Annotated in this window: 17 protein-coding genes; 9 read left to right on the top strand and 8 right to left on the bottom strand. The window is 34.6% G+C overall.

Annotated elements, in window-relative coordinates:
- Positions 1–64: 64 nt before the first annotated feature.
- Positions 65–2,914 carry an aminomethyl-transferring glycine dehydrogenase gene (gene gcvP / locus ACM55F_RS11535; protein WP_416853942.1) on the bottom strand — a complete coding sequence of 950 codons (2,850 nt, stop codon included), beginning with the start codon at positions 2,912–2,914 and terminating at the stop codon, positions 65–67.
- Between the two features lie 136 nt (positions 2,915–3,050).
- Between gcvP and ACM55F_RS11530 the strand changes: the two genes are divergently transcribed.
- Together ACM55F_RS11530 and ACM55F_RS11525 are read left to right on the top strand one after the other, a co-directional pair.
- Positions 3,051–3,863, top strand: coding sequence for a UbiA prenyltransferase family protein (locus ACM55F_RS11530; protein ID WP_416853941.1), 813 nt, complete (start codon positions 3,051–3,053; stop codon positions 3,861–3,863).
- Between the two features lie 126 nt (positions 3,864–3,989).
- On the top strand, positions 3,990–4,655 hold the full coding sequence (locus ACM55F_RS11525) for a PEGA domain-containing protein (protein ID WP_416853940.1): 666 nt from the start codon (positions 3,990–3,992) through the stop codon (positions 4,653–4,655).
- Between the two features lie 65 nt (positions 4,656–4,720).
- Here ACM55F_RS11525 and ACM55F_RS11520 read toward each other — a convergent pair whose 3' ends face one another.
- A complete protein-coding gene (locus ACM55F_RS11520) occupies positions 4,721–6,748 on the bottom strand; it encodes a M3 family metallopeptidase (protein WP_416853939.1) in 2,028 nt (675 codons plus the stop codon).
- A gap of 217 nt (positions 6,749–6,965) precedes the next feature.
- On the opposite strand from ACM55F_RS11520, the gene ACM55F_RS11515 reads away from it, so the two are divergent.
- The gene (locus ACM55F_RS11515; protein ID WP_416853938.1) at positions 6,966–7,631 is read left to right on the top strand and encodes a hypothetical protein; all 666 of its coding nucleotides are present in this window, start codon (positions 6,966–6,968) and stop codon (positions 7,629–7,631) included.
- 49 nt (positions 7,632–7,680) lie between these two features.
- Here the strand turns inward: ACM55F_RS11515 and purE are convergent, their stop codons facing one another.
- From purE to ACM55F_RS11495, 4 genes are all read right to left on the bottom strand, one after another.
- Positions 7,681–8,163 (bottom strand): 5-(carboxyamino)imidazole ribonucleotide mutase, encoded by a 483-nt coding sequence (gene purE / locus ACM55F_RS11510; RefSeq protein ID WP_416853937.1) that lies wholly within the window; start codon positions 8,161–8,163, stop codon positions 7,681–7,683.
- 52 nt (positions 8,164–8,215) lie between these two features.
- Entirely contained in the window at positions 8,216–9,373 is a 1,158-nt protein-coding gene (locus ACM55F_RS11505) for a 5-(carboxyamino)imidazole ribonucleotide synthase (RefSeq protein WP_416853936.1), read from the bottom strand.
- Positions 9,374–9,487: 114 nt separating this feature from the next.
- On the bottom strand, positions 9,488–11,131 hold the full coding sequence (locus ACM55F_RS11500) for a DUF1501 domain-containing protein (RefSeq protein ID WP_416853935.1): 1,644 nt from the start codon (positions 11,129–11,131) through the stop codon (positions 9,488–9,490).
- A 166-nt stretch (positions 11,132–11,297) separates the two neighbouring features.
- A complete protein-coding gene (locus tag ACM55F_RS11495; protein ID WP_416853934.1) occupies positions 11,298–12,950 on the bottom strand; it encodes a DUF1800 domain-containing protein in 1,653 nt (550 codons plus the stop codon).
- A 266-nt stretch (positions 12,951–13,216) separates the two neighbouring features.
- Here ACM55F_RS11495 and hpt point away from each other — a divergent pair, with 266 nt between their 5' ends.
- From hpt to obgE, 4 genes are all read left to right on the top strand, one after another.
- The gene (hpt, locus tag ACM55F_RS11490; protein WP_039110242.1) at positions 13,217–13,747 is read left to right on the top strand and encodes a hypoxanthine phosphoribosyltransferase; all 531 of its coding nucleotides are present in this window, start codon (positions 13,217–13,219) and stop codon (positions 13,745–13,747) included.
- Positions 13,748–13,759: 12 nt separating this feature from the next.
- On the top strand, positions 13,760–14,332 hold the full coding sequence (locus ACM55F_RS11485; RefSeq protein ID WP_416853933.1) for an adenylate kinase: 573 nt from the start codon (positions 13,760–13,762) through the stop codon (positions 14,330–14,332).
- A 216-nt stretch (positions 14,333–14,548) separates the two neighbouring features.
- Positions 14,549–15,823, top strand: a complete 1,275-nt coding sequence (locus ACM55F_RS11480) for a hemolysin family protein (protein WP_416853932.1) — start codon at positions 14,549–14,551, stop codon at positions 15,821–15,823.
- A 90-nt stretch (positions 15,824–15,913) separates the two neighbouring features.
- On the top strand, positions 15,914–16,915 hold the full coding sequence (gene obgE, locus ACM55F_RS11475; protein ID WP_416853931.1) for a GTPase ObgE: 1,002 nt from the start codon (positions 15,914–15,916) through the stop codon (positions 16,913–16,915).
- Positions 16,916–16,975: 60 nt separating this feature from the next.
- Here obgE and ACM55F_RS11470 read toward each other — a convergent pair whose 3' ends face one another.
- Complete coding sequence (locus ACM55F_RS11470) at positions 16,976–17,977, bottom strand: glycosyltransferase family protein (RefSeq protein WP_416853930.1); 1,002 nt, start codon at positions 17,975–17,977, stop codon at positions 16,976–16,978.
- A 104-nt stretch (positions 17,978–18,081) separates the two neighbouring features.
- Entirely contained in the window at positions 18,082–18,897 is an 816-nt protein-coding gene (locus ACM55F_RS11465; RefSeq protein WP_416853929.1) for a UDP-2,3-diacylglucosamine diphosphatase, read from the bottom strand.
- A 143-nt stretch (positions 18,898–19,040) separates the two neighbouring features.
- On the opposite strand from ACM55F_RS11465, the gene ACM55F_RS11460 reads away from it, so the two are divergent.
- On the top strand, positions 19,041–19,736 hold the full coding sequence (locus tag ACM55F_RS11460) for a tetratricopeptide repeat protein (RefSeq protein WP_416853928.1): 696 nt from the start codon (positions 19,041–19,043) through the stop codon (positions 19,734–19,736).
- A gap of 58 nt (positions 19,737–19,794) precedes the next feature.
- Positions 19,795–21,150 (top strand): UDP-N-acetylmuramate--L-alanine ligase, encoded by a 1,356-nt coding sequence (locus tag ACM55F_RS11455; protein ID WP_416853927.1) that lies wholly within the window; start codon positions 19,795–19,797, stop codon positions 21,148–21,150.
- The last annotated feature ends 8 nt before the right edge of the window (positions 21,151–21,158 follow it).

The following is a 21,158-nucleotide window of genomic DNA, read 5'->3' as shown; positions in this document are numbered from 1 at the left end:
TACAAGTATAATGAAAATGCCCCGATATAACGAGGCATTTTTGTTTTTTTTTTAATGGTTAAAATTAGTTTTCCTTATACGCTTCAATTGGCGCACAAGAACAAACTAAATTTCTATCGCCATAAGCATCATCTGCTCGGCGAACAGTTGGCCAGAATTTATTTTCAGCAATATAATCCAATGGGAAGGCTGCTTGTTCACGGGTGTATGGGAAATCCCAAGTATCTGCCGTTAGCATGGCTAATGTATGTGGAGAATTTTTCAAAACATTGTTTTTATCCTCCAGAGTAGAAGCTTCAATTTCTTTACGGATTGAAATCATCGCATCACAAAAACGGTCTAACTCTTCTAAGTTTTCACTCTCCGTTGGTTCAATCATTAAAGTTCCGGCAACTGGGAAAGAAACAGTAGGAGCATGGAAACCATAATCCATCAAACGTTTTGCGATATCAGTAACTTCAATTCCTTTTTGTTTGAAAGGACGACATTCTAAAATCATTTCGTGAGCTGCACGACCCATTTCTCCAGAATACAACGTATCATAATGACCGTTTAATTTCTCTTTAATGTAGTTTGCATTTAAAATCGCATATTGAGTAGATTGTTTCAAACCTTCAGCACCCAACATTGAAATGTAACCGTAAGAAATCAAACAAACTAAAGCAGAACCCCAAGGAGCTGCAGAAATAGCTGTAATTGCAGTTGAACCTCCAGTTGGAATTACAGGGTTTGATGGTAAAAATGGAACTAATTGCGGAGCAACACATATTGGTCCAACACCTGGTCCACCACCACCGTGAGGGATAGCGAACGTTTTGTGTAAGTTCAAGTGACAAACGTCAGCACCAATAGTTGCAGGATTTGTTAATCCTACTTGCGCATTCATATTGGCACCATCCATATAAACTTGTCCACCATTATCGTGGATCAATTGTGTAATTTCTTTAATGGCGCTTTCAAAAACACCGTGAGTTGACGGATACGTTACCATCAAACAAGAAAGATTATCTTTGTGTAAAATTGCTTTTTCACGTAAATCTTCTACGTCAATATTTCCGTTCTCCAATGTTTTGGTTACAATAACTTTCATTCCTGCCATAGCTGCTGAAGCCGGATTTGTTCCGTGAGCTGATGATGGGATTAAAGCAATATTTCTATGGTGATCTCCTCTTGACTGGTGGTAGGCACGAATAACCATTAATCCTGCATATTCGCCTTGCGCACCAGAGTTAGGTTGTAGCGTTGTTCCTGCAAAACCTGTAATAACATTTAACTGTTGCTCTAGTTTAGCCAACATTTCTTGGTATCCTTGCGCTTGGTCTAATGGTGCAAATGGGTGAATATTATTCCATTGTGGCATGCTTAAAGGTAACATTTCCGAAGCTGCATTCAGTTTCATGGTACAAGAACCCAATGAAATCATGGAATGATTCAAAGCCAAATCTTTTCGCTCCAACATTTTGATGTAGCGCATCAAAGCGGTTTCCGAATGGAATTTGTTGAAAACATCATGTTGCAAGAAAGTAGATGTTCTGCTTACGCTTTCTGGAAAATGATTGGTTTCCGATAAACTTTCAATTACTGTAGCCTGACTATCTTTTGCGGAAGCGAAAACAGCAATAATAGTATTTAAATCAGCAATACTTGTTGTTTCATTCAAAGAAATTGAAACGGTATTTTCGTCGATATAGTAGAAGTTGATTTCGTTTTGTTCAGCAATAGCTTTCACTTTTTTGGCGTCAGCCTTAACAACGATTGTGTCAAAGAAAGCAGTATTGGTTTGTTGCAAACCTAATTTTTCTAATGCGTTTGCCAAAGTAGCTGCCGAAGCATGTACTTTATTAGCGATATATTGCAAGCCTTTTGGTCCGTGATAAACGGCATACATTCCAGCCATAACGGACAATAAAACTTGTGCAGTGCATATATTTGAAGTGGCTTTGTCACGTTTAATGTGTTGTTCACGTGTTTGTAATGCCATACGCAACGCACGATTGCCATTCGTATCAACAGTTACACCGATGATTCTTCCCGGCATGCTTCTTTTATATTCGTCTTTTGTAGCGAAATAAGCAGCGTGTGGGCCACCATAACCTAACGGGATTCCGAAACGTTGTGTCGTTCCAAGAACTACTGCAGCGCCCATTTCTCCCGGAGGAGTCAATTTTGCCAAACTCAAAATATCAGCAGCAACAGCTACTTTTATTTCGTTTGCAGCAGCTTTAGCGATAAAATCAGCATAATCATGAACTTGTCCAAATTTTCCCGGATATTGAAGTATAGCCCCAAAATATTCCGTTGAAAAGTCGAAATCTTCATGGTTTCCAATTACTAATTCAACACCAACTGGTGTAGAACGCGTTTGTAAAACCGATAAAGTTTGAGGTAATATTTCTTCGGAAACGAAGAATTTACAAACATTATTTTTCTTTTGGTCACGAGAACGAACATCAAAAAGTAATGCCATTGCTTCAGCAGCAGCAGTTCCTTCGTCCAATAAAGAAGCGTTAGCGATTTCCATTCCGGTTAATTCGATAACCATAGTTTGGAAATTCAAAATTGCTTCTAAACGGCCTTGAGCAATCTCAGCTTGATAAGGTGTGTAAGCAGTGTACCATCCCGGGTTTTCAAAAACGTTTCTTTGAATAACTGCAGGAATAATGGCTGCATTGTAACCCAAACCAATATAAGATTGAAAAACTTTATTTTTATTCCCTAATTTTTGAATGTGATTTGCAAATTCATATTCGGTCATTGCCGGATCTAAATCTAAATCAGCTTTTAGACGAATATCACTAGGAATTGTCTCGAAAATCAATTGGTCAAGCGTTTCCGCTCCAATCGTTTTCAACATATGTTGTAGGTCGTTTTCTCTTGGACCAATGTGTCTTAAAGCAAAAGCATCTGTTTTCATATAAAAATGTAGGTGTTGTTTTTTTAGTGGTGCAAAATTAAGTATTATTAATAATCTAAAAGGTATTTTGGGTCTCCTTTTTTATTGATTTTTCAACTAAATGATGTATTTGTTCACAATTGATTAATTTTGTCTAATGAAGATTTTTAAACAACTATTCAATTTTTATATCAATAGCAGTATTCACGTGGGATTGTCGTGTTATGCCTTAGTGCGAATGACGCAACACATGTTCCACATTGCTGCGGACGAACCAATAGCTAATTTTGTTTTTTTTGGAACAATTGTAGGATATAATTTCGTAAAATATGATGCTTTGGCCAGAGCTAAAAAATTAAAGATGCGCAAGGAGTTGAAAATCATTGCTGTATTTAGTTTTTTTGCGCTTCTTTTGGTTGGTTTTTATTTTTTTCAGCTGCAACGGATTACCCAAATCGTAGCAATCGCTTTTTTGAGTATCACTTTGTTGTATACGCTGCCCTTTTTTCCAAATAAAAAAAATGCCAGAAACTGGGCTGGTGTGAAAATCTATATTGTGGCGTTGTGTTGGGTAGGAGTGACTTTGGCTTTGCCTGTTTTGAATGCCGATGTTTCGATAACACTTGATTTCTATCTGAAATGCATACAGCGATTTATCCTGATTTTTGTATTGGTGCTTATTTTTGAAATTATTGATTTGGCAAATGATGATCCACATTTGCAAACCGTGCCACAACAAATAGGAGTGAAGCGAACGAAAATATTGGGATTGTTACTTTTAATTCCGTTTTATTTTCTGGAATTGCTAAAAAGTAATTTTGATGCAAATCAATTAATTGTTAACTTGATAATAGTGATTATGATTTCTTTGGTTCTGTTTTTTGCCAATGAAAAGCGCTCGAAATACTATACTTCATTTTGGGTGGAAAGCGTGCCAATTTTTTGGTGGCTGATGGTGGTTGCTTTTTAATACTATAAAATTTAATTTTAATAAAGATTTATTAGTATTTTTCGTTAACTTTGGGTATGCTAATCAGGTAGGCAATGTCTTTTTTATGTGTTTTAAACTACCTTTAATCTAAAAACTTAATGCTTTATGAAATCAAAATTAATTGTTTTAGTCGTTATGTTAATTTGTTCTATGCTCAAAGCACAGACCGTTAAAATTAGTGCTTCCGAGAGTGATGCAAATATTGTTGTTAACGGACAAAATGTAGGTTCGGGAAACTATAAATTGAAAATAGAAAGTAAAGAATGTTACAAAGTAAAAGTAACAAAACCAGGCTTCTTAAATTATGACGCGACAGTTTGTGGGAAAAAAGCAGGTCCGGAAGCACCCAAAAGCATATATTTTGAAATGAAAAAAGATGATGCTGAAGAAGCTTCAGTAAAAACCGATCAGGCAAATGTTGATTTTGAAATAGAAGTTAACAAAGATTTGGATATGCTTGAAGCTTGGAGACTCACCACGCAAATTGTAACTGATTATTTTGACGCAATTGAGGTAAGTGATAAGGAAACTTCCTATCTTAGGACTGCATGGAGTGTTCAGTCTTTCCAGCAAAATACGATCAGAACCCGATTGATCATTAAACTGGCCAAATCCAATCCTTTAACATTTAAAGTAAAACTCAATAGTGAATCTTCTGGTACAAATGGCACAAGTGTAAAAGCAGATGAACAATTTAGGGAATGGGATAGAATTTTAAGAAAATATAAAAACGTAATTTCTGATTTTTCTACTCGTTTGACAAAAAAATAAGCGAATTCTAAGTAATAAAAATAATCATAAAAAAAGTGCTTCATGAAGCACTTTTTTTATGATGTTTATAATAATCCCGCTCTTTTTAACAACGCTTCTGGTTTTGGTTCCTGTCCTCTAAAGCGTTTGTACAAAATCATCGGATGTTCCGTTCCGCCTTTAGAAAGCACGTTTTCCTTGAACTTGGTTGCTACTTCTTTATTGAAAATCCCTTTTTCTTGGAAATATTCGAAAGCATCAGCATCCAGAACTTCAGCCCATTTGTAGCTGTAATATCCAGAAGAATAACCACCTTGAAAAATATGGGAAAAAGAGGTGCTCATCGCATTTTCTTTTACTTCAGGATACAATTGTGTAGCTGCAAATTGTTCGGTTTCAAAAGCTTTAATGTCTTTGATGTTCGAAGGGTCTTGTGCATGCCATCCCATGTCCAATAATCCAAAACTCAATTGACGCATCGTTGCAATTCCTTCTTGAAAACTGGCACTTTCTTTAATTTTGTGCACTAATTCCATCGGAATCATCTCGCCAGTTTCATAATGATACGCAAACAAAGCTAATGCTTCCGGCTCGTAACACCAGTTTTCCAGAATCTGACTTGGTAATTCCACAAAATCCCAATACACAGAAGTTCCTGATAAACTTGGATAAGTGGTGTTGGCTAACATCCCGTGTAATGCGTGACCAAATTCATGAAACAAAGTCGTTACTTCGTTAAAAGTTAATAGTGATGGTTTCGTCTCAGTCGGTTTCGTGAAATTGCACACAATGGAAATGTGTGGTCTTTCGTTGATTCCTTTTTTTATGTATTGCGATTTAAAAGAGGTCATCCAGGCTCCGTTGCGTTTGCCTTTTCTTGGAAAGAAATCAGCATAAAATACGGCAACTAATTGGTCTTCATCATCTTTTACTTCGTATGTTTTTACTTCTTCATGGTATTTATCCACTTCGAAAATTTCTTCGAAAGTGATTCCGTATAATTTTTGTGCTACTGCAAAAGCACCGTCCAAGACTTTTTCTAATTGAAAATACGGTTTTAATATTTCATCATCCAAATTGAATAACTGCTGTTTCAATTTCTCCGAATAATAGGCACCATCCCATTTTTCCAGTTGTTCAATACCGTCAAGCTCTTTTGAGAAAGCAGTCAATTGTGCAAATTCTTTCAAAGCTGCCGGTTTGGCTTTTTCCAATAAGTCATTCGAAAATGTTTTTACTTTCTCCGGACTTTCTGCCATTCTTTCTTCAAGCACAAAATGAGCGTGTGTGGCATAACCTAAAACTTGTGCTCTATCAAAACGCAATTTTGTGATTTTCAGAACAATTTCCTGATTGTCAAATTCGTTATTTTGAAAACCTTTGGCGCCAAAAGCGATTGCCATTTTTTTGCGTAATTCGCGATTGTCAGCATACGTCACAAACGGAACATAACTTGGGTAATCCAATGTGAAAATCCATCCTTCTTTTTCTTGGCTTTTAGCCAAAGAACGAGCGGCTTCGATAGTGCCATCAGGTAAGCCGGCTAAATCTTCTTTGTTAATAATATGCAATTGGTAGGCTTGGGTTTCGGCCAATACATTTTCGCCAAACTGTAAACTCAATTTCGATAATTCTTTGTCGATTTCTCGCAATTGATTCTTTTTGTCTTCCGGCAAATTAGCTCCGTTTCTGGAGAAGCTTTTGTATTTTTTATCTAAAAGGGTGGTTTGTTCCGGATTTAGATTCAGCTTGTCTCTTTGCTCGTAAACCGTCTTTACCCGGGCGAATAAATCAGGGTTAAGGCGAACATCATTTCCAAATTCAGACAATAAAGGAGAAACTTCCTGAGCGATTTTCTGAATTTCATCATTCGTTTCTGCTGAATTTAAGTTGAAAAAGATACTTGAAATTCTATCCAAAACATCTCCGCTGAATGCTAATGCTTCAATAGTATTTTCGAAAGTTGGTTTTATAGGATTTCTTACAATAGCATCGATTTCAGCTTTTGCCAATTCGATACCTTTTTGAAAAGCAGGAAGGAAATCTTCGTTCTTTATTTTCGAAAAAGGGGCAGTGTTATATTTTGTATTGAAATGGTGTGTTAGGATGCTCATTTGTATTTTTTTTAATAAAAATAATTAGATGTTTTAAGATAACAAAGGTAGGGATTTATTGAAAAAAATGAGGTTGCTAAAGGAATTGATTTGTCCTAAAATGCTAGAATGGATTGTGTTATTTAAATGTTATTTATTTCGTTTGGCAGTAATAAAGCCTTAAATTGTAAAAAAAAGATTGGTTTTAGAAGAAACGAATCAAAAAAATAAATAAAATATGAACTATCAAATTATAATAAAAAGCGCCAATACTGTAGACCAAATCGAGGAATATTGGACCAATGATGATTATATTAAACTGCTTGAAAAATTCGATTATCCGGATGCTTCTGATGCTGATACAGCCAGTTTAAGAGAATTGTTATTTATGGCAATTTCTGATTTTGAACCCAAAGATGCTGCCGTAATTGTATTGGAATACAAATTATCCGAAGATTTAAATGAAGGTCAAATTCAGCAAATTTCTAACGATATGTTTTTAGACAAAGTCTGTGAAGAATATCCTGAAATAGGTTTGCATTCGACTTTGTTTCATGTCAATCAATTGCTTTTTAAAGCGTACAACGGTAAATTTCCTAATGCAAAAGCCACCATTCTTGAGTGCAGTATGATGGCATCAGAAGGAGCAAGTGAGTTAACGAAAGAAAATGTTTTAAAATTGTTAAGCAACGGTTTGTCTGATAGTACTCTTATCAAAAGATTGTTTGATCATGCCATGAATGAAAATGCACCTTTTCCGGAAGCCGAAGATATTTTGTGGGATTTGACAACTTCAGATAACGTAAATTACACTTTGACTACCTCAGAATATTGGTTAAACAAAGAAGATATAATTGCTTCGGAATTTGAAGGGGTTCTGGAAGAATCAGTAAGTGCAGAATAAATGATTTGCGATTTGAAATGAAAAAAGCTCCGTAATGGAGCTTTCTTTGTTATTTATGGAGTGTTTCAGAGGCAATATTTACTGCTTCTTTCAATCCTGTCTTATATAGTATTATTCTGTCAAGGACACTTTTGTTGTGACTTCCTATGATTTGAGCGGCAAGAATTCCGGCATTTTTTGCTCCATTCAGTGCAACAGTTGCTACAGGAACGCCACCCGGCATTTGAAGAATAGACAATATACTATCCCAACCATCGATAGAATTACTGGATTTCACAGGAACGCCAATTACTGGAAGTGGCGACATCGAAGCGACCATTCCGGGTAAATGTGCAGCACCGCCAGCACCGGCAATAATTACCGTAATCCCACGATGATGTGCATTTTTACTAAAATCAAATAATTTTTCTGGTGTTCTGTGTGCAGAAACAATGTCAACTTCTGTTTCTATATCAAATGCTTTTAGGATGTCTATCGCTTCTTGCATTACGGGCATATCAGAAATGCTTCCCATTATAACGGCTACTTTCATGTTTTTTAATTTTGTGTTTTAAAGTGAGTGTATGACTGCGACTGAAAATAGATTATCGATTACTAATTACTCGAATCATATTTTTTACTTTTTCAGCAATTTTTCTGGCTTCATCAATATTTTTATTTACAATGGTAACATGTCCCATTTTTCTAAAGGGGCGTGTTTCTTTCTTGCCATAAATGTGAGGTGTAACTCCTTCCCAACTTAATATTTTTTCAATATTTTCGTAAACTACATCTCCAGAATAACCTTCTTCGCCAGATAGATTTACCATGATACCGGCCACTTTACTAGCTGTATTTCCCAAAGGTAAATTAAGAATGGCGCGTATGTGATTTTCGAATTGAGAAGTGTAACTGGCCTCAATGGAATAATGTCCGGAATTGTGCGGACGAGGAGCAACTTCATTAACTAAGATTTCGTCGTCTTCAGTTTGAAACATTTCGACTGCCAAAAGGCCAACATGATTGAATTTTTCAGAAACATTTAATGCTATTGCGATTGCTTTTTCAGCAACTTTAGGATCAATTCGAGCAGGGCAAATTACGTATTCTACTTGGTTTGCTTCCGGATGAAATTCCATTTCCACTACAGGATAGGTTTTTATTTGACCCGATGGATTGCGACAAACGATAACTGCCAATTCATTTTTGAAAGGAACCATTTCTTCAGCGATGCATTCAACATTGGCTAAATTATCTAAATCTGAAATTTGTCTGATGACTTTTACTCCATTTCCGTCGTAACCAAATTCAGTGCATTTCCATACAAATGGTAATTTTAATTTGGAATCGAGAATGTCAACAATTACACTTTTTAGATTGCCAAATCGCTTGTAATTTGCAGTCGGAATGGCATGTTTTATATAAAAATCTTTCTGAATTCCTTTATTTTGAATAAGTTTCAATGTTTTAGGAGAAGGATATACTTTTATTCCTTCCTCTTCAAGTTTTTCTAAAGCCTCAAGATTAACCAATTCGATTTCGAAAGTCAAAACGTCAACTTTTTTGCCAAAGTTATAAACGGTCTCAAAATTCATTAAATCTCCTTTAAAGAATTTATTGCAAGCTATTTTACATGGCGCTTGATTACTTGGGTCAAGAACATAAGTTTGTATGTCGAATTTTCGCGTATCAAACAACAGCATTTTGCCGAGTTGTCCGCCGCCGAGAATTCCCAGTTTAAAATCAGAAGAAAAATAATTCATCGTTGTATAGAAATTTATCTGTAAAATTGATTTTACAAAGATACTTTTAAATGATTAATAATAAAAAGATACGACTTGTAAAATAGTTTTATAGGTATTTCAATACCGAAGATATTATCTTCTCACAATTACTTTTTTGGAAAAATTCCCATTGGTAGTCTCGATTTTTAAAGTGTAAAATCCGGTTGATAGATTTTCAACATTTATAGAAAACTGGCTAGTCATTAAAGGATTTTTATATCTTCCAATAAATTTTCCGTCAATTGAATATATAGAAACAGCATAAACATCATTATTGTTTGGGGAGTTAATCGTAATGAGTTCTGATGTTGGATTTGGATAAACAACAACTTCGTAAGCATTTTGGAATTCGTTGATGGAAAGTAGTTTGTCAGCATAGCAGGTGGTATTAACGACGTTTTGATCTTTTATTAAATTGGCAATTTTGTTGTTTGAAAATCCAGTATTGGTAGTATGATTATAGAAAGTCATATCTAATGTTTGGTTACTTGTCCCGAACCAATCTTGCAATACAGTACTAAAAATTCTCCTGTAATCATGCTGGACAGTTCTAACTTGATAATTATTTGCCAAAACTGCTTCTGCTAAATTAATATTTGTTCCAGAGATTCCAGGATTTATTGCACTTCCAAAAACAAACATCGGAGCAATCTCACCATGATCAGTGCCTAGACTTGCATTTTCTCCCGCTTTTCTTCCGAATTCCGAAAAAGTTACCGTTATAACATCATTTCCCATATTCTGATTATTCAAATCTGTAATGAAAGTATTGATTGCTTCAGATATATGTGTTAAAAGGTTTGCATGTGCACCCAAATGTGCCGTATTATTTGCTGCTACTTGCATGTCATGAGTGTCAAATCCGCCTATTTTAACTAAATAGACTTTGGTTTGGAGGCCCCCTGAAATAAAACGTGCTACAGTTTTTAATTGGTTGGATAAGCTGGTATTAGGATATGTTAAAGAATTAGAGCCTGAATTAAAAGAGCTGGAAATAGTTTGTGCATACGAATTTGTAGCGGCATCATTGTTAATGATGTATTGGATTAAGCTACTATATTCTGAATCCGGAATGTTTGTTGGAGGAGTTCCACCTAAACCATTTACCACAGAATAAAATCCGGATAAATCCTGGCCGCTAATATTTAGAGACATGCCGTGTTCCACTTCTCCGTGAAAACCGAGAGAATTGTCATTGCTTCCCAATTGAATTCCTAAAGGAAAGTTTGAATTTAAAAAATTGGCATAATAATTCTCTAAGAAGCGTCCGACCCATCCATTATCAAGATAATTATTGGCCATGGTACCATCTCCTCCGCTTAGCCATAAATCAGTTGATTTAAAATGGGATTTGTCTTGGGAAGGATAGCCAACACCTTGAATGATTCTCATAAAACCTTTGTCATACAGGTTTTTAAATCCAATCAATGACGGGTGTAATCCTACTTGGTTCGTTAATGCTAAAGTTGAATCCAGATTGATAATGGCATTTGAAGATCCAACGTTATTAAGCTTTATGTTGGGGCGCAATGTGGCATAAGTATCATATTGATTGAGGGGTACAATAGTGTTTAATCCATCATTAGCCCCCGCTAATTGGATTAATACTATTTTTTTTGTGCTGGGATCAGGACAGCTCGTCATGCCTGCCGATTTAAAAAGAGCAAAAACTTCTGTAGGCAATAATGAAAATGCACTAGCTGTAGAAGTCAATTTAATAAAATTTCTTCTTTTCATGATATTTGTTGTTTTGTTATTAATTATTGGAATAATACTAAAACAGGTGAGATTTGGGGTCTCATAATATCTTTGACGGTAAATGAATTTTTGAAATAATACAAAATCACTTGTGACTTAAGTTCCCTTAAATGTCTTGGTTGTTAAATAAATTTTTGAAATAATACTAAAACATTTGAGATTCGGGGGCTCTTACAATTTTTGTTATTAATAGCTTCAGTCGGGACTCGACTACTGAGCTATTATTGGTGCTAATAAAACTATTCCATGCTTCAGTCCAATAATAATTGGTAAGACCTTGCAGGAGAAAAGAATTCATGAAATAGTTAATACGATCGGTATCTGCTTGCTGAGCAAAAAGAGCGTTGCATAATTCAGAGGTTAATACAAATGGATCAGAAGGATTGGATACAATACCACCGTTTTTTATTACTTCTGAAATGTATATTTTGACAATGATATTGCTATTGCCACTAATTCTGTTTACTCCGTCAACTAATGATTCTCCTAAACGATATCTTGCAATTAAAGTGGAGGAAGATATCCAGGTTTTATCAAAATTAGGAGCCTGATAATAGGCGGCATGTCCGGCAACATTTTCGGGCTCAAATAAAATCATATTTGAACGCATAAAAAAGTTGTTGTTTATGAAATTCCACCAAAAAACATTATAGAAATTCAATGGATTTGAAGAAGGGTCTGGGATAGTAGCTTTTAAATAGGTGCATATTTCCGATAGTTGCTGAAGGGGAGATTTTATTATCCCACCTATAGTTTCGTCGGTTGCATTACTATCATCTAAATCGTAAAAATGTTGACTTTCTAATAATTTTCGAATTATAGGAATAATTTCATAGTCGTTGTTATAAAGGTCTTGTGCTAAAGGATTTATAATGTCATTTTCTGCTTCGGTCGAAATAATACTTTTTACAAAATAAGTATATATTTTTCTGCAAATATTTTTAGCTGTAGCTGGTTGGTCAAAAACCATTTCAATATAATTATCTAATTCGGTATCCATCGAAGCAGCATCACTCGCAGCAGTGATTATTTTGTTGTTAAAAGCGCCACTAAATGTTTTGGAGCTGGTATTGTGATCTGAAAATTGATTGAATCCTTTTGGAATTCCAGTTTCAGAATCAATTAGTGATCTCTCATGCTTTCTTTTAAACCCGGTTAATATTCTTGCTGTCTGCACAATGTCTGATTCTGTATAATTTGTATAATTTCCGGGTCCAATTTGAGCTCCTTTTCCAATGGTAAATAATTCTAAAAATTCGCGGGCATAATTTTCATTTGGAGAACTTTTTACATTAGAGGTATTATTCAAAAAACTGAGCATCGAATTATTGAGTGTCATTTTTTTTGCTAATTTTTTATAATTTCCTAAAGAATAAAATAAAAGCAATCGGATGTAATCATAAAATTCGGTTGCTGATCCAAATACATCGGTGTTTTTTATAACAGTGAAACGCGTGGAAAGAAAATGCGAAAGTTTGAATTTTAATGTTGGACTATTTATCGCATTATACCACCACCAACCAGCTACAATTGTGCCTTTGCCATATTGATTTGGAAATAAAGTGGGTAAATTTGTAGATTCAGTCCAATAACCATCTGGTGCGGCAGTTGGTAAAGGGTCGTAAGGGAGGTTTAATGTGAGCGGATTGTCAACCAACAATAAATCCAACGCTTGGTTTGGAGTTAATTTAGAGTACTGGTCTATTAAGGTTTTGGTATAAACAAAAGTTGCTCTTCGCAATAAATGTTTAGCATTTTTGACGCCTAAAACTGCTGTATTTGGATTTAATGAAGCCATAATTTTACGATTTACAATATCCTTACTTAAATTTAGGAATAAATAAATTTAATACAATTTTTTTTCGATAAACAGATCTTAATAGTCGTCTAACTACCTGTTTTTTAGAAAATTATATGTTTTTTTAAAGATTTTAGATGAAAATTTTAAAGTTGTATTATTAAGATAATTAGCGCATTCGATTCGTTAGTTACAAAATACTGTTCAATTATCATTTGTCAAATCCGAATTCAGTATCTTTGCGCATTATTTTAAACACGAAAATAATGATACAACTTCACGATAAACAATTTGTTCCGTTTATTTCTGCCAAGGAAATTGACTTTGCAATCGCAAAAATGGTTGCACAAATAGAAGATGATTTTGCTGATGAAATACCAGTATTTGTAGGTGTCCTGAATGGTTCTTTTATGGTAGTTTCTGATTTTATGAAACTGTATAAAAAACCATGTGAGGTATCTTTCATAAAAATGGCCTCTTACGAGGGAACTTCTTCCACAAACGAAGTGAAACAATTAATAGGACTGAATCAGGATTTGACTGGACGCACCGTTATTATAATAGAAGATATCGTAGATACTGGAAATACTTTAGTGGAGCTGAAAGAATTATTCAAAAAACAAAATGTAAAACATTTTAAAATAGCAACACTTTTTTTCAAACCGGAAGCATACACAAAGGAGGTGAAAATAGATTACGTTGGAATTCGAATTCCAAATAAATTTATTGTAGGTTTTGGCCTAGATTATGATGGTTTAGGAAGAAATTTACCCGAAGTATATAAATTAAAAGAATAACTACACAACAACATGACTAACATTGTTTTATTTGGAAAACCAGGAGCAGGTAAAGGAACTCAAGCAGAATTTTTAAAAGAAAAATACAAATTAACGCATATCTCCACGGGTGATGTATTTCGTTTTAATTTAAAAAACGATACCGAACTTGGGAAACAAGCCAGAGTATATATGGATGCTGGGGATTTAGTGCCAGATGAATTGACTACTAAAATGCTAATTGATGAGGTAAATAAACACCCGGACACTAATGGAATTTTGTTTGACGGTTACCCAAGAACAATTTCACAAGCCAAAGATTTAGATGTATTTCTTACTTCAATAGGTTCTCAAGTTGCTGCGACAATTGCACTGGAGGCCGATGATGAGATCTTGATTGCAAGATTACTTGAAAGAGGAAAAACAAGTGGCAGAATTGATGATCAAGACGAAGAAAAAATCAGAAACCGGTATCAGGAATACAATGAGAAAACAGCTCCTTTAATGGATTATTATCAGGTGCAAGGGAAATTTCACGCAGTAAATGGAATAGGTTCGATTGCTGAAATTACCGAAAGAGTAAGTAGCGTGATTGATAATTTATAGGAGCAATTCCAGCTGTACATTACAAGTCCTCGTTAAAAAACTATTTTTCTAAGTCATAAAAGGAGCTTCCTTTGGTCGCTCTTTTTTGACAAGAAAAATTAGCTTTTTTAACTCCGGGCTTTTCATTGCCATCTGGGCTAAAAATCCAGATTGGAGATTTCAGAAAGCAAAAATTCAGAAATCAGATTTTAAATAAAAAACGAATCAACTAAAAAATTGGAAATACTAATAATATTTTTTCTAATACTATTAAATGGGGTGTTCTCGATGTCAGAAATCGCATTGATTTCAGCACGAAAGAATAGATTAGAGACTGCGGCAAAAAAAGGAAATAAAAGTGCTAAAATCGCATTGGATTTAGCGAATTCGCCAAATAAGTTTTTGTCAACAGTACAAATAGGAATCACCCTGATCGGAATTCTTACTGGTATCTATAGTGGTGATAAAATAACCAAAGATGTAGAGGCATTTATAATAGGATTCGAAATGATTACACCGTATGCACATTCTGTTGCTGTAGGTTTAGTTGTTGTGACTTTGACTTTTTTCTCCTTAGTATTGGGGGAGTTGTTGCCTAAAAGAATAGGCTTGAATCATCCGGAATCTATAGCCAAAGCCGTGGCATTACCTATGAAAATTGTTTCGATTGTTACAGCACCATTTATTTGGTTGTTAACACACTCAACTGATTTCTTATTGAATGTTTTGCAAATAAAACCAACTGCTGACGGTAAAGTAACCGAAGAAGAAATAAAAGCGATTATCAAAGAAGGAACTGAAGGAGGAGAAGTGCAGGAAATAGAGCAGGATATTGTGGAACGTGTTTTTCATATTGGTGATCGAAAAATTAATTCATTGATGACGCACAGGAAGTCGGTAGTTTTTTTACCTTTGCATTCTGATAAAGAACAGGTTAAGGAATTTATGCTTAAAGAGTTGCATTCTATTTATCCTGTCTTTGGTGAAAATTATGATGATATTGTTGGGGTCGTTAACTTAAAAAATATTTTTGCTCATTTTGAAAATGAGAACTTCAATTTAGCAGAAATAATGACTGAAGCTCCTTTTATGATGGAGCAAACTACTGCTTATATAGCCTTAGAAAACTTCAAAAAAACAGGCATTCATTATGCATTTGTCTCTGATGAATACGGTGTTTTTCAAGGCATAATTACTTTAAATGATATTCTGGAAGCTTTGGTAGGAGACGCTTCTGATTTTTATAAAGATGATTTTCAGCTGATTGAAAGAGAAGATGGGACTTGGTTGGTTGACGGGCATTATTCACTGCATGATTTTTTGACGTACTTTGAATTAGATGAATTAATCAATGATTACGAAGTAACCACGGTGAGTGGATTAATAATGACGGAACTCTCCCATATTCCTAAACAAGGGGAGAAATTAATTTGGCAAAAATTTGAGTTGGAAGTCATTGATATGGATGGCGTGAAGATTGATAAAGTGATGGTGAAGAGTTTGAGTAAATAATAAAGTGTTTAGAAGTTTAGAGGGTTATGAGTTTAGAAAATCAACTAAACTCATAACCTTCTAAACTCATAACCTTAAATTTAAAAAAAAATGACTGAAGGGAATTTTGTAGATTATGTTAAAATATATGTTTCTTCCGGAAAAGGAGGAAAAGGATCTACGCATTTGCATAGAGAAAAATTTATTGAAAAAGGTGGTCCTGATGGTGGTGACGGTGGTCGTGGTGGTCATGTTTTTTTGGTTGGGAACAAAGGTCTTTGGACATTGTTTCACCTTAAATTTGCCCGACATATCAAAGCTGGTAATGGTGGAGATGGTAGTGGTGACAGAAGTACAGGTGCTGATGGTGATGATAAATTCATTGAAGTTCCGTTAGGAACAGTTGTAAAAGATAAAGAAACCGGAGAAATATTATTTGAAATTACCGAAGATGGTGAAAAACAAGTACTTTCTCGTGGTGGAAAAGGAGGGTTAGGAAACTGGCATTTTAGAAGTTCAACCAATCAAACACCGAGATACTCACAACCCGGTTTACCTGGTGCAGAAATGGATGTGATTTTAGAATTAAAAGTTCTTGCAGACGTTGGTTTGGTAGGTTTCCCTAATGCAGGAAAATCGACATTGCTGTCAGTATTGACTTCAGCCAAGCCAAAAATTGCAGATTACCCATTTACTACTTTAAAACCAAATCTTGGAATTGTAGCATACAGAGATTTTCAATCTTTTGTAATTGCGGATATTCCTGGTATTATTGAAGGTGCTGCTGAAGGAAAAGGATTAGGACATTATTTTTTACGTCATATTGAACGTAATTCGACTTTGTTATTTTTGGTTCCTGTGGATACGCCGGATATTAAAGCCGAATATGATATCTTAGTAAATGAATTGACGAAGTACAATCCGGAGATGCTTGACAAAGAGCGTTTATTGGTGATTTCAAAATGTGATATGCTGGATGATGAGTTGAAAGCAGAACTTAAAGTGGAATTAGATGTCGCTTTTAAGGATATTCCTTATATGTTTATTTCTTCTGTGGCGCAACAGGGCTTGACAGAGTTGAAAGACAAATTGTGGAAAATGTTGAATGACTAAAATTTAAAAATTTTATAGAAAAGGTGTTCTGAGAAGAGCACCTTTTCTCGTTTATATCGTTTATTTGATGCCGTTGTGATTATAAGTATCAAATAAAAACTGCAAGGTTTCCGGGATATTATTAGCCTGTATCTTCGGGTATTTTATATGGGAATCAAGCCAGTTTTCTATTGTTAAATAGAAATCATCCCCAACATCATAAAGAACAGGAACTCCCATTTTTTTAAGAGCCGCTGCATTGCATTCTTGTTCATAGTGCTTCCGAATAGGAATTGAGAGTATTTTTTTTTCTAAATATAATGCCTCAGCAGGCGTTTCAAATCCTCCTCCAGTAATGATTCCTTCACAATTGATGAGACTTTTATTGAAGTATTCTTGATTAACGGGAAAATAAGTAACGTTTTTTATCGTGTGTTTGGTTTGTACATCATTCAAAAACCAATGAAAAGAGAAGTTAGGAAGTTTATTGAATGCTTTCTCTAAACAGTCTTTTTGAAAAGAAGGTAAATAAACAGTAATATGACCCTTATTTTTGGGTTCGGCATTTATGATCTCATCTTTGATAATGGGAGGACGTATAAAGGAGTCGTATTTGTCAAAATGCAAGCCAATATATTGAGGAGAAGGCGCATAATGTTTCAGAATCATTTCTCCTATAATACTCTTTTTTTCGGGTCTTGGAGCCAAAGGGGAAATAAAACTGGCTTGATGTCCAAATTGTATCGAATGTACTTTTTGCAATTTACAAGCCAAAGAAGTAATAGAATCAAAATCATTGATGACCACATCGTAGTTTTTTAAGGGTAAAGAATTTGCGTCTTTATATATTTGTCTTGGTTTTATGTTTTTGGCAATATCCCAATAATTCAAGCCTCCGCATTTACTGTAATGCAAGCTACAACCTTCGCTTTTAAATTTTACAGGTAAATTGACATCCAAGCTGGCATTGTTGCCACTCATGAAAAAATCAACTTCACCAAATTTTTGCAGATACGGATATAATTGTATAGCTCTGCTGATATGCCCATTACCAGTTGCTTGAATAGCATAAAATATTTTCATGTGCGTTTATTTAGATTATAGCAATACCATTTTCTATTTCAAAAAATCCGATAGGATAAGTCATTTTATACTAGTTTGATTTTTAAAGTAATTGTATGGAATAGCTATGATAAAATTTTGGTGATAATATCATTGACAATTTTGTCTTCATTGTTGTCATGGTGTAAATAGTCGGCTTTGTTGTATTTGTAAATACTCCATTTTTCTTTTTTGTATTCCAATGCGGTAAGGTTTTCAACCCAGTCGCCACTGTTTAAATACATTACTTTCCCATGTTCATTTTCGACTTCCTTCATTTGGGGTTTGTGTATGTGCCCGCAAACTACATAACTGTATTTTTTTTGAATGGCAATTTCTGCTGCAGTGGTTTCAAAATTGGATACAAAAGAGACCGCTTTCTTGACGCTATCTTTAATTATTTTCGAATAGCTTCTTTTCTCTTTCCCTAAAAGCACTAAAACCCAATTGATAAAACTATTGATTAAAATCAATAAATCATATCCTTTTCCGCCAAGTTTGGCTACTATTTTTGCATATCCTTTTGTAGAGGAATCAAATACATCCCCGTGAAAAATCCAAGTTTTTTTTCCGTCTAATTCCAGAATTAATTTATCTGCCAATTCAAAATTCCCTAAAATAAAATCGGAGTATTTTCTCAAAGCTTCATCATGATTTCCGGTAATATAAATAACACGAGTTCCTTGATTTGACATTTTTATAATTTGTCTCAATACGTTCATGTGTGCCGCTGGGAAATAGCTTTTGCTAAAGCTCCACATATCTATAATGTCCCCGTTTAAAACCAACATTTTTGGTTGAATTGATTTTAAATATTGGAGTAATTCTTTGGCTTGGCAGCCATATGTTCCTAAGTGTACATCACTTAATACCACTAAAGGGATTTTTCGCTTTCTTTTCATAATTTGTTTTGACGAAATTAGGGACTCTATGTTATGGTAATGTTTCTTATTTATTATTATTTCTCTCCGGATGATTTGGTTTGTTAACTTTTTTTAAGATTAAAAATCTGTTTATTACTTTAAAATTTCCTTATTTTTGAAAGATGAAAAAAATGGTGTACTTCTTTTTATTACTTCCTTTGATGGTTTGGTCCCAATCCAATTTCGATAAAGCAGAGAAATTTTTCAAAGAAGAAAAGTATGACCAGGCACAACCTATTTTCGAATCAATTTTAAAGTTTAATCCTTCAGATTTGAAAACCATTGAATATTTGGGGGACATAGCCGGACGAAGTAAATCATGGGATAAAGCGATTGGTTATTATAAAAAGCTAAAACAATCGAAACCTTCAGAAGCTAATTATCATTATAAATACGGAGGTGCTCTAGGGATGAAGGCTACTCAGGTCAATAAATTCAAAGCTCTTGGGATGATTGACGAAGTTAGAGGGTCTTTTGAAAAGGCAATAGTTTTCAACCCTAAGCACATTGAAGCGCGCTGGGCATTAATAGAATTGTATATTCAGTTGCCAGGAATCGTGGGGGGCAGTGAGTCTAGAGCTATAAAATATTCAAATGAATTATTGCGATTGTCACCCGTTGACGGCTATTTGTCAAGAGGGCATATTGACGAATATTTTAAAAGATATAAAGTTGCTGAACAAAACTATAAGAGGGCAATAACTGTAGGTGGATCAAAAATAAGTTATCTAAAGTTAGCGAGTTTGTACAGAAATAAAATGAACGAACCTGAAAAAGCCAAATCAGTTTTAGAAGAATATAAAAATAAAAAAGGATAAAGGAGTCAATGGATTTTTGACTTATTTCGAATACAACAACTATAAACCATACACTAAAATGCGTACACATTTTATAGCTATCGGTGGTAGTGCCATGCACAACCTCGCTTTAGCATTACACAACAAAGGATATCAAGTTACTGGAAGTGATGATGCCATTTTTGAACCGTCAAAATCAAGATTAGATAAAAAAGGAATTTTGCCTGCTGAATTAGGTTGGTTTCCTGAAAAAATAACCTCTGATATTGAAGCAGTAATTTTAGGAATGCACGCCAAAGCAGACAATCCAGAATTGTTGAAAGCACAGGAATTAGGTTTGAAAATATATTCCTATCCTGAATTTCTTTACGAGCAATCCAAAAATAAAACACGTGTAGTTATAGGTGGTTCTCATGGAAAAACAACCATTACTTCTATGATTTTGCATGTGATGCATTACCATGATATAGCGGTAGATTACATGGTTGGTGCTCAATTGGAAGGATTTGATACGATGGTGCATCTAACGGAAGAAAATGATTTTATCGTTTTAGAAGGGGATGAGTATTTATCTTCGCCAATAGACAGAAGACCTAAATTTCATTTGTATCAACCCAATATTGCTTTAATTTCCGGAATAGCTTGGGATCATATTAATGTTTTTCCAACGTATGAAAATTATGTGGAACAGTTTGAAATCTTTATTGGCAAAATAACCAACGGTGGAATTTTAGTTTACAATGAAGAAGACTCTGAAGTGCAGCGTGTTGCAGAAGCCGCTACAAATCCAATCCGAAAATTAGCGTATCATACACCAAAATATACGGTAAGTGATGGTGTTACGCTTCTCGAAACTCCAGAAGGCGATATGCCAATTGAAGTTTTTGGAGCGCATAATCTCAATAATTTGGCTGGAGCCAAATGGATTTGCCAGAATATGGGAGTGGATGAAGCCGATTTTTACGAAGCTATTGCCAGTTTTAAAGGTGCTTCAAAACGATTGGAAAAAATTGCCGAAAGTAAAACTAAAGTGGCGTACAAAGATTTTGCACATTCCCCAAGTAAGGTGGCGGCAACAACAAAAGCGGTGAAAGAACAATATCCTAATAGAACTCTGGTGGCTTGTTTAGAATTGCATACTTATAGCAGCTTGAATGCTGAATTTTTAAAAGAATACGAAGGCGCATTAGAATATGCGGATAAAGCGGTTGTTTTTTATTCGCCAGATGCAGTAAAAATTAAGCAATTGGAAGAAGTGACTTATGAGCAAATAGCAAATGCATTCAACAGAAAAGATTTAATCATTTATACAAATCCAAAAGATTTTAAAGAGTATCTATTTAATTTAGATCTTGATGATTCTGCTTTGTTATTGATGAGTTCCGGTAATTATGGTGGATTGAATTTTGATGAAGTTAAAGAGTTGATAAAATAGAAAATGGG

Source organism: Flavobacterium melibiosi (genome assembly GCF_048158545.1).
GTDB lineage: Bacteria > Bacteroidota > Bacteroidia > Flavobacteriales > Flavobacteriaceae > Flavobacterium > Flavobacterium melibiosi.
This window is presented reverse-complemented; position numbering and strand designations above follow the sequence as displayed.

Bases quoted from the DNA above. Each gene is read 5' to 3' on its own strand.
- obgE (WP_416853931.1), top strand. From the start codon at position 15,914: ATGACTGAAGGGAATTTTGTAGATTATGTTAAAATATATGTTTCTTCC.
- ACM55F_RS11520 (WP_416853939.1), bottom strand. From the start codon at position 6,748: ATGAGCATCCTAACACACCATTTCAATACAAAATATAACACTGCCCCT.
- ACM55F_RS11500 (WP_416853935.1), bottom strand. From the start codon at position 11,131: ATGAAAAGAAGAAATTTTATTAAATTGACTTCTACAGCTAGTGCATTT.
- ACM55F_RS11525 (WP_416853940.1), top strand. From the start codon at position 3,990: ATGAAATCAAAATTAATTGTTTTAGTCGTTATGTTAATTTGTTCTATG.
- ACM55F_RS11495 (WP_416853934.1), bottom strand. From the start codon at position 12,950: ATGGCTTCATTAAATCCAAATACAGCAGTTTTAGGCGTCAAAAATGCT.
- purE (WP_416853937.1), bottom strand. From the start codon at position 8,163: ATGAAAGTAGCCGTTATAATGGGAAGCATTTCTGATATGCCCGTAATG.
- ACM55F_RS11455 (WP_416853927.1), top strand. From the start codon at position 19,795: ATGCGTACACATTTTATAGCTATCGGTGGTAGTGCCATGCACAACCTC.
- ACM55F_RS11485 (WP_416853933.1), top strand. From the start codon at position 13,760: ATGACTAACATTGTTTTATTTGGAAAACCAGGAGCAGGTAAAGGAACT.
- ACM55F_RS11505 (WP_416853936.1), bottom strand. From the start codon at position 9,373: ATGAATTATTTTTCTTCTGATTTTAAACTGGGAATTCTCGGCGGCGGA.
- ACM55F_RS11470 (WP_416853930.1), bottom strand. From the start codon at position 17,977: ATGAAAATATTTTATGCTATTCAAGCAACTGGTAATGGGCATATCAGC.
- gcvP (WP_416853942.1), bottom strand. From the start codon at position 2,914: ATGAAAACAGATGCTTTTGCTTTAAGACACATTGGTCCAAGAGAAAAC.
- ACM55F_RS11530 (WP_416853941.1), top strand. From the start codon at position 3,051: ATGAAGATTTTTAAACAACTATTCAATTTTTATATCAATAGCAGTATT.
- ACM55F_RS11460 (WP_416853928.1), top strand. From the start codon at position 19,041: ATGAAAAAAATGGTGTACTTCTTTTTATTACTTCCTTTGATGGTTTGG.
- ACM55F_RS11515 (WP_416853938.1), top strand. From the start codon at position 6,966: ATGAACTATCAAATTATAATAAAAAGCGCCAATACTGTAGACCAAATC.
- hpt (WP_039110242.1), top strand. From the start codon at position 13,217: ATGATACAACTTCACGATAAACAATTTGTTCCGTTTATTTCTGCCAAG.
- ACM55F_RS11465 (WP_416853929.1), bottom strand. From the start codon at position 18,897: ATGAAAAGAAAGCGAAAAATCCCTTTAGTGGTATTAAGTGATGTACAC.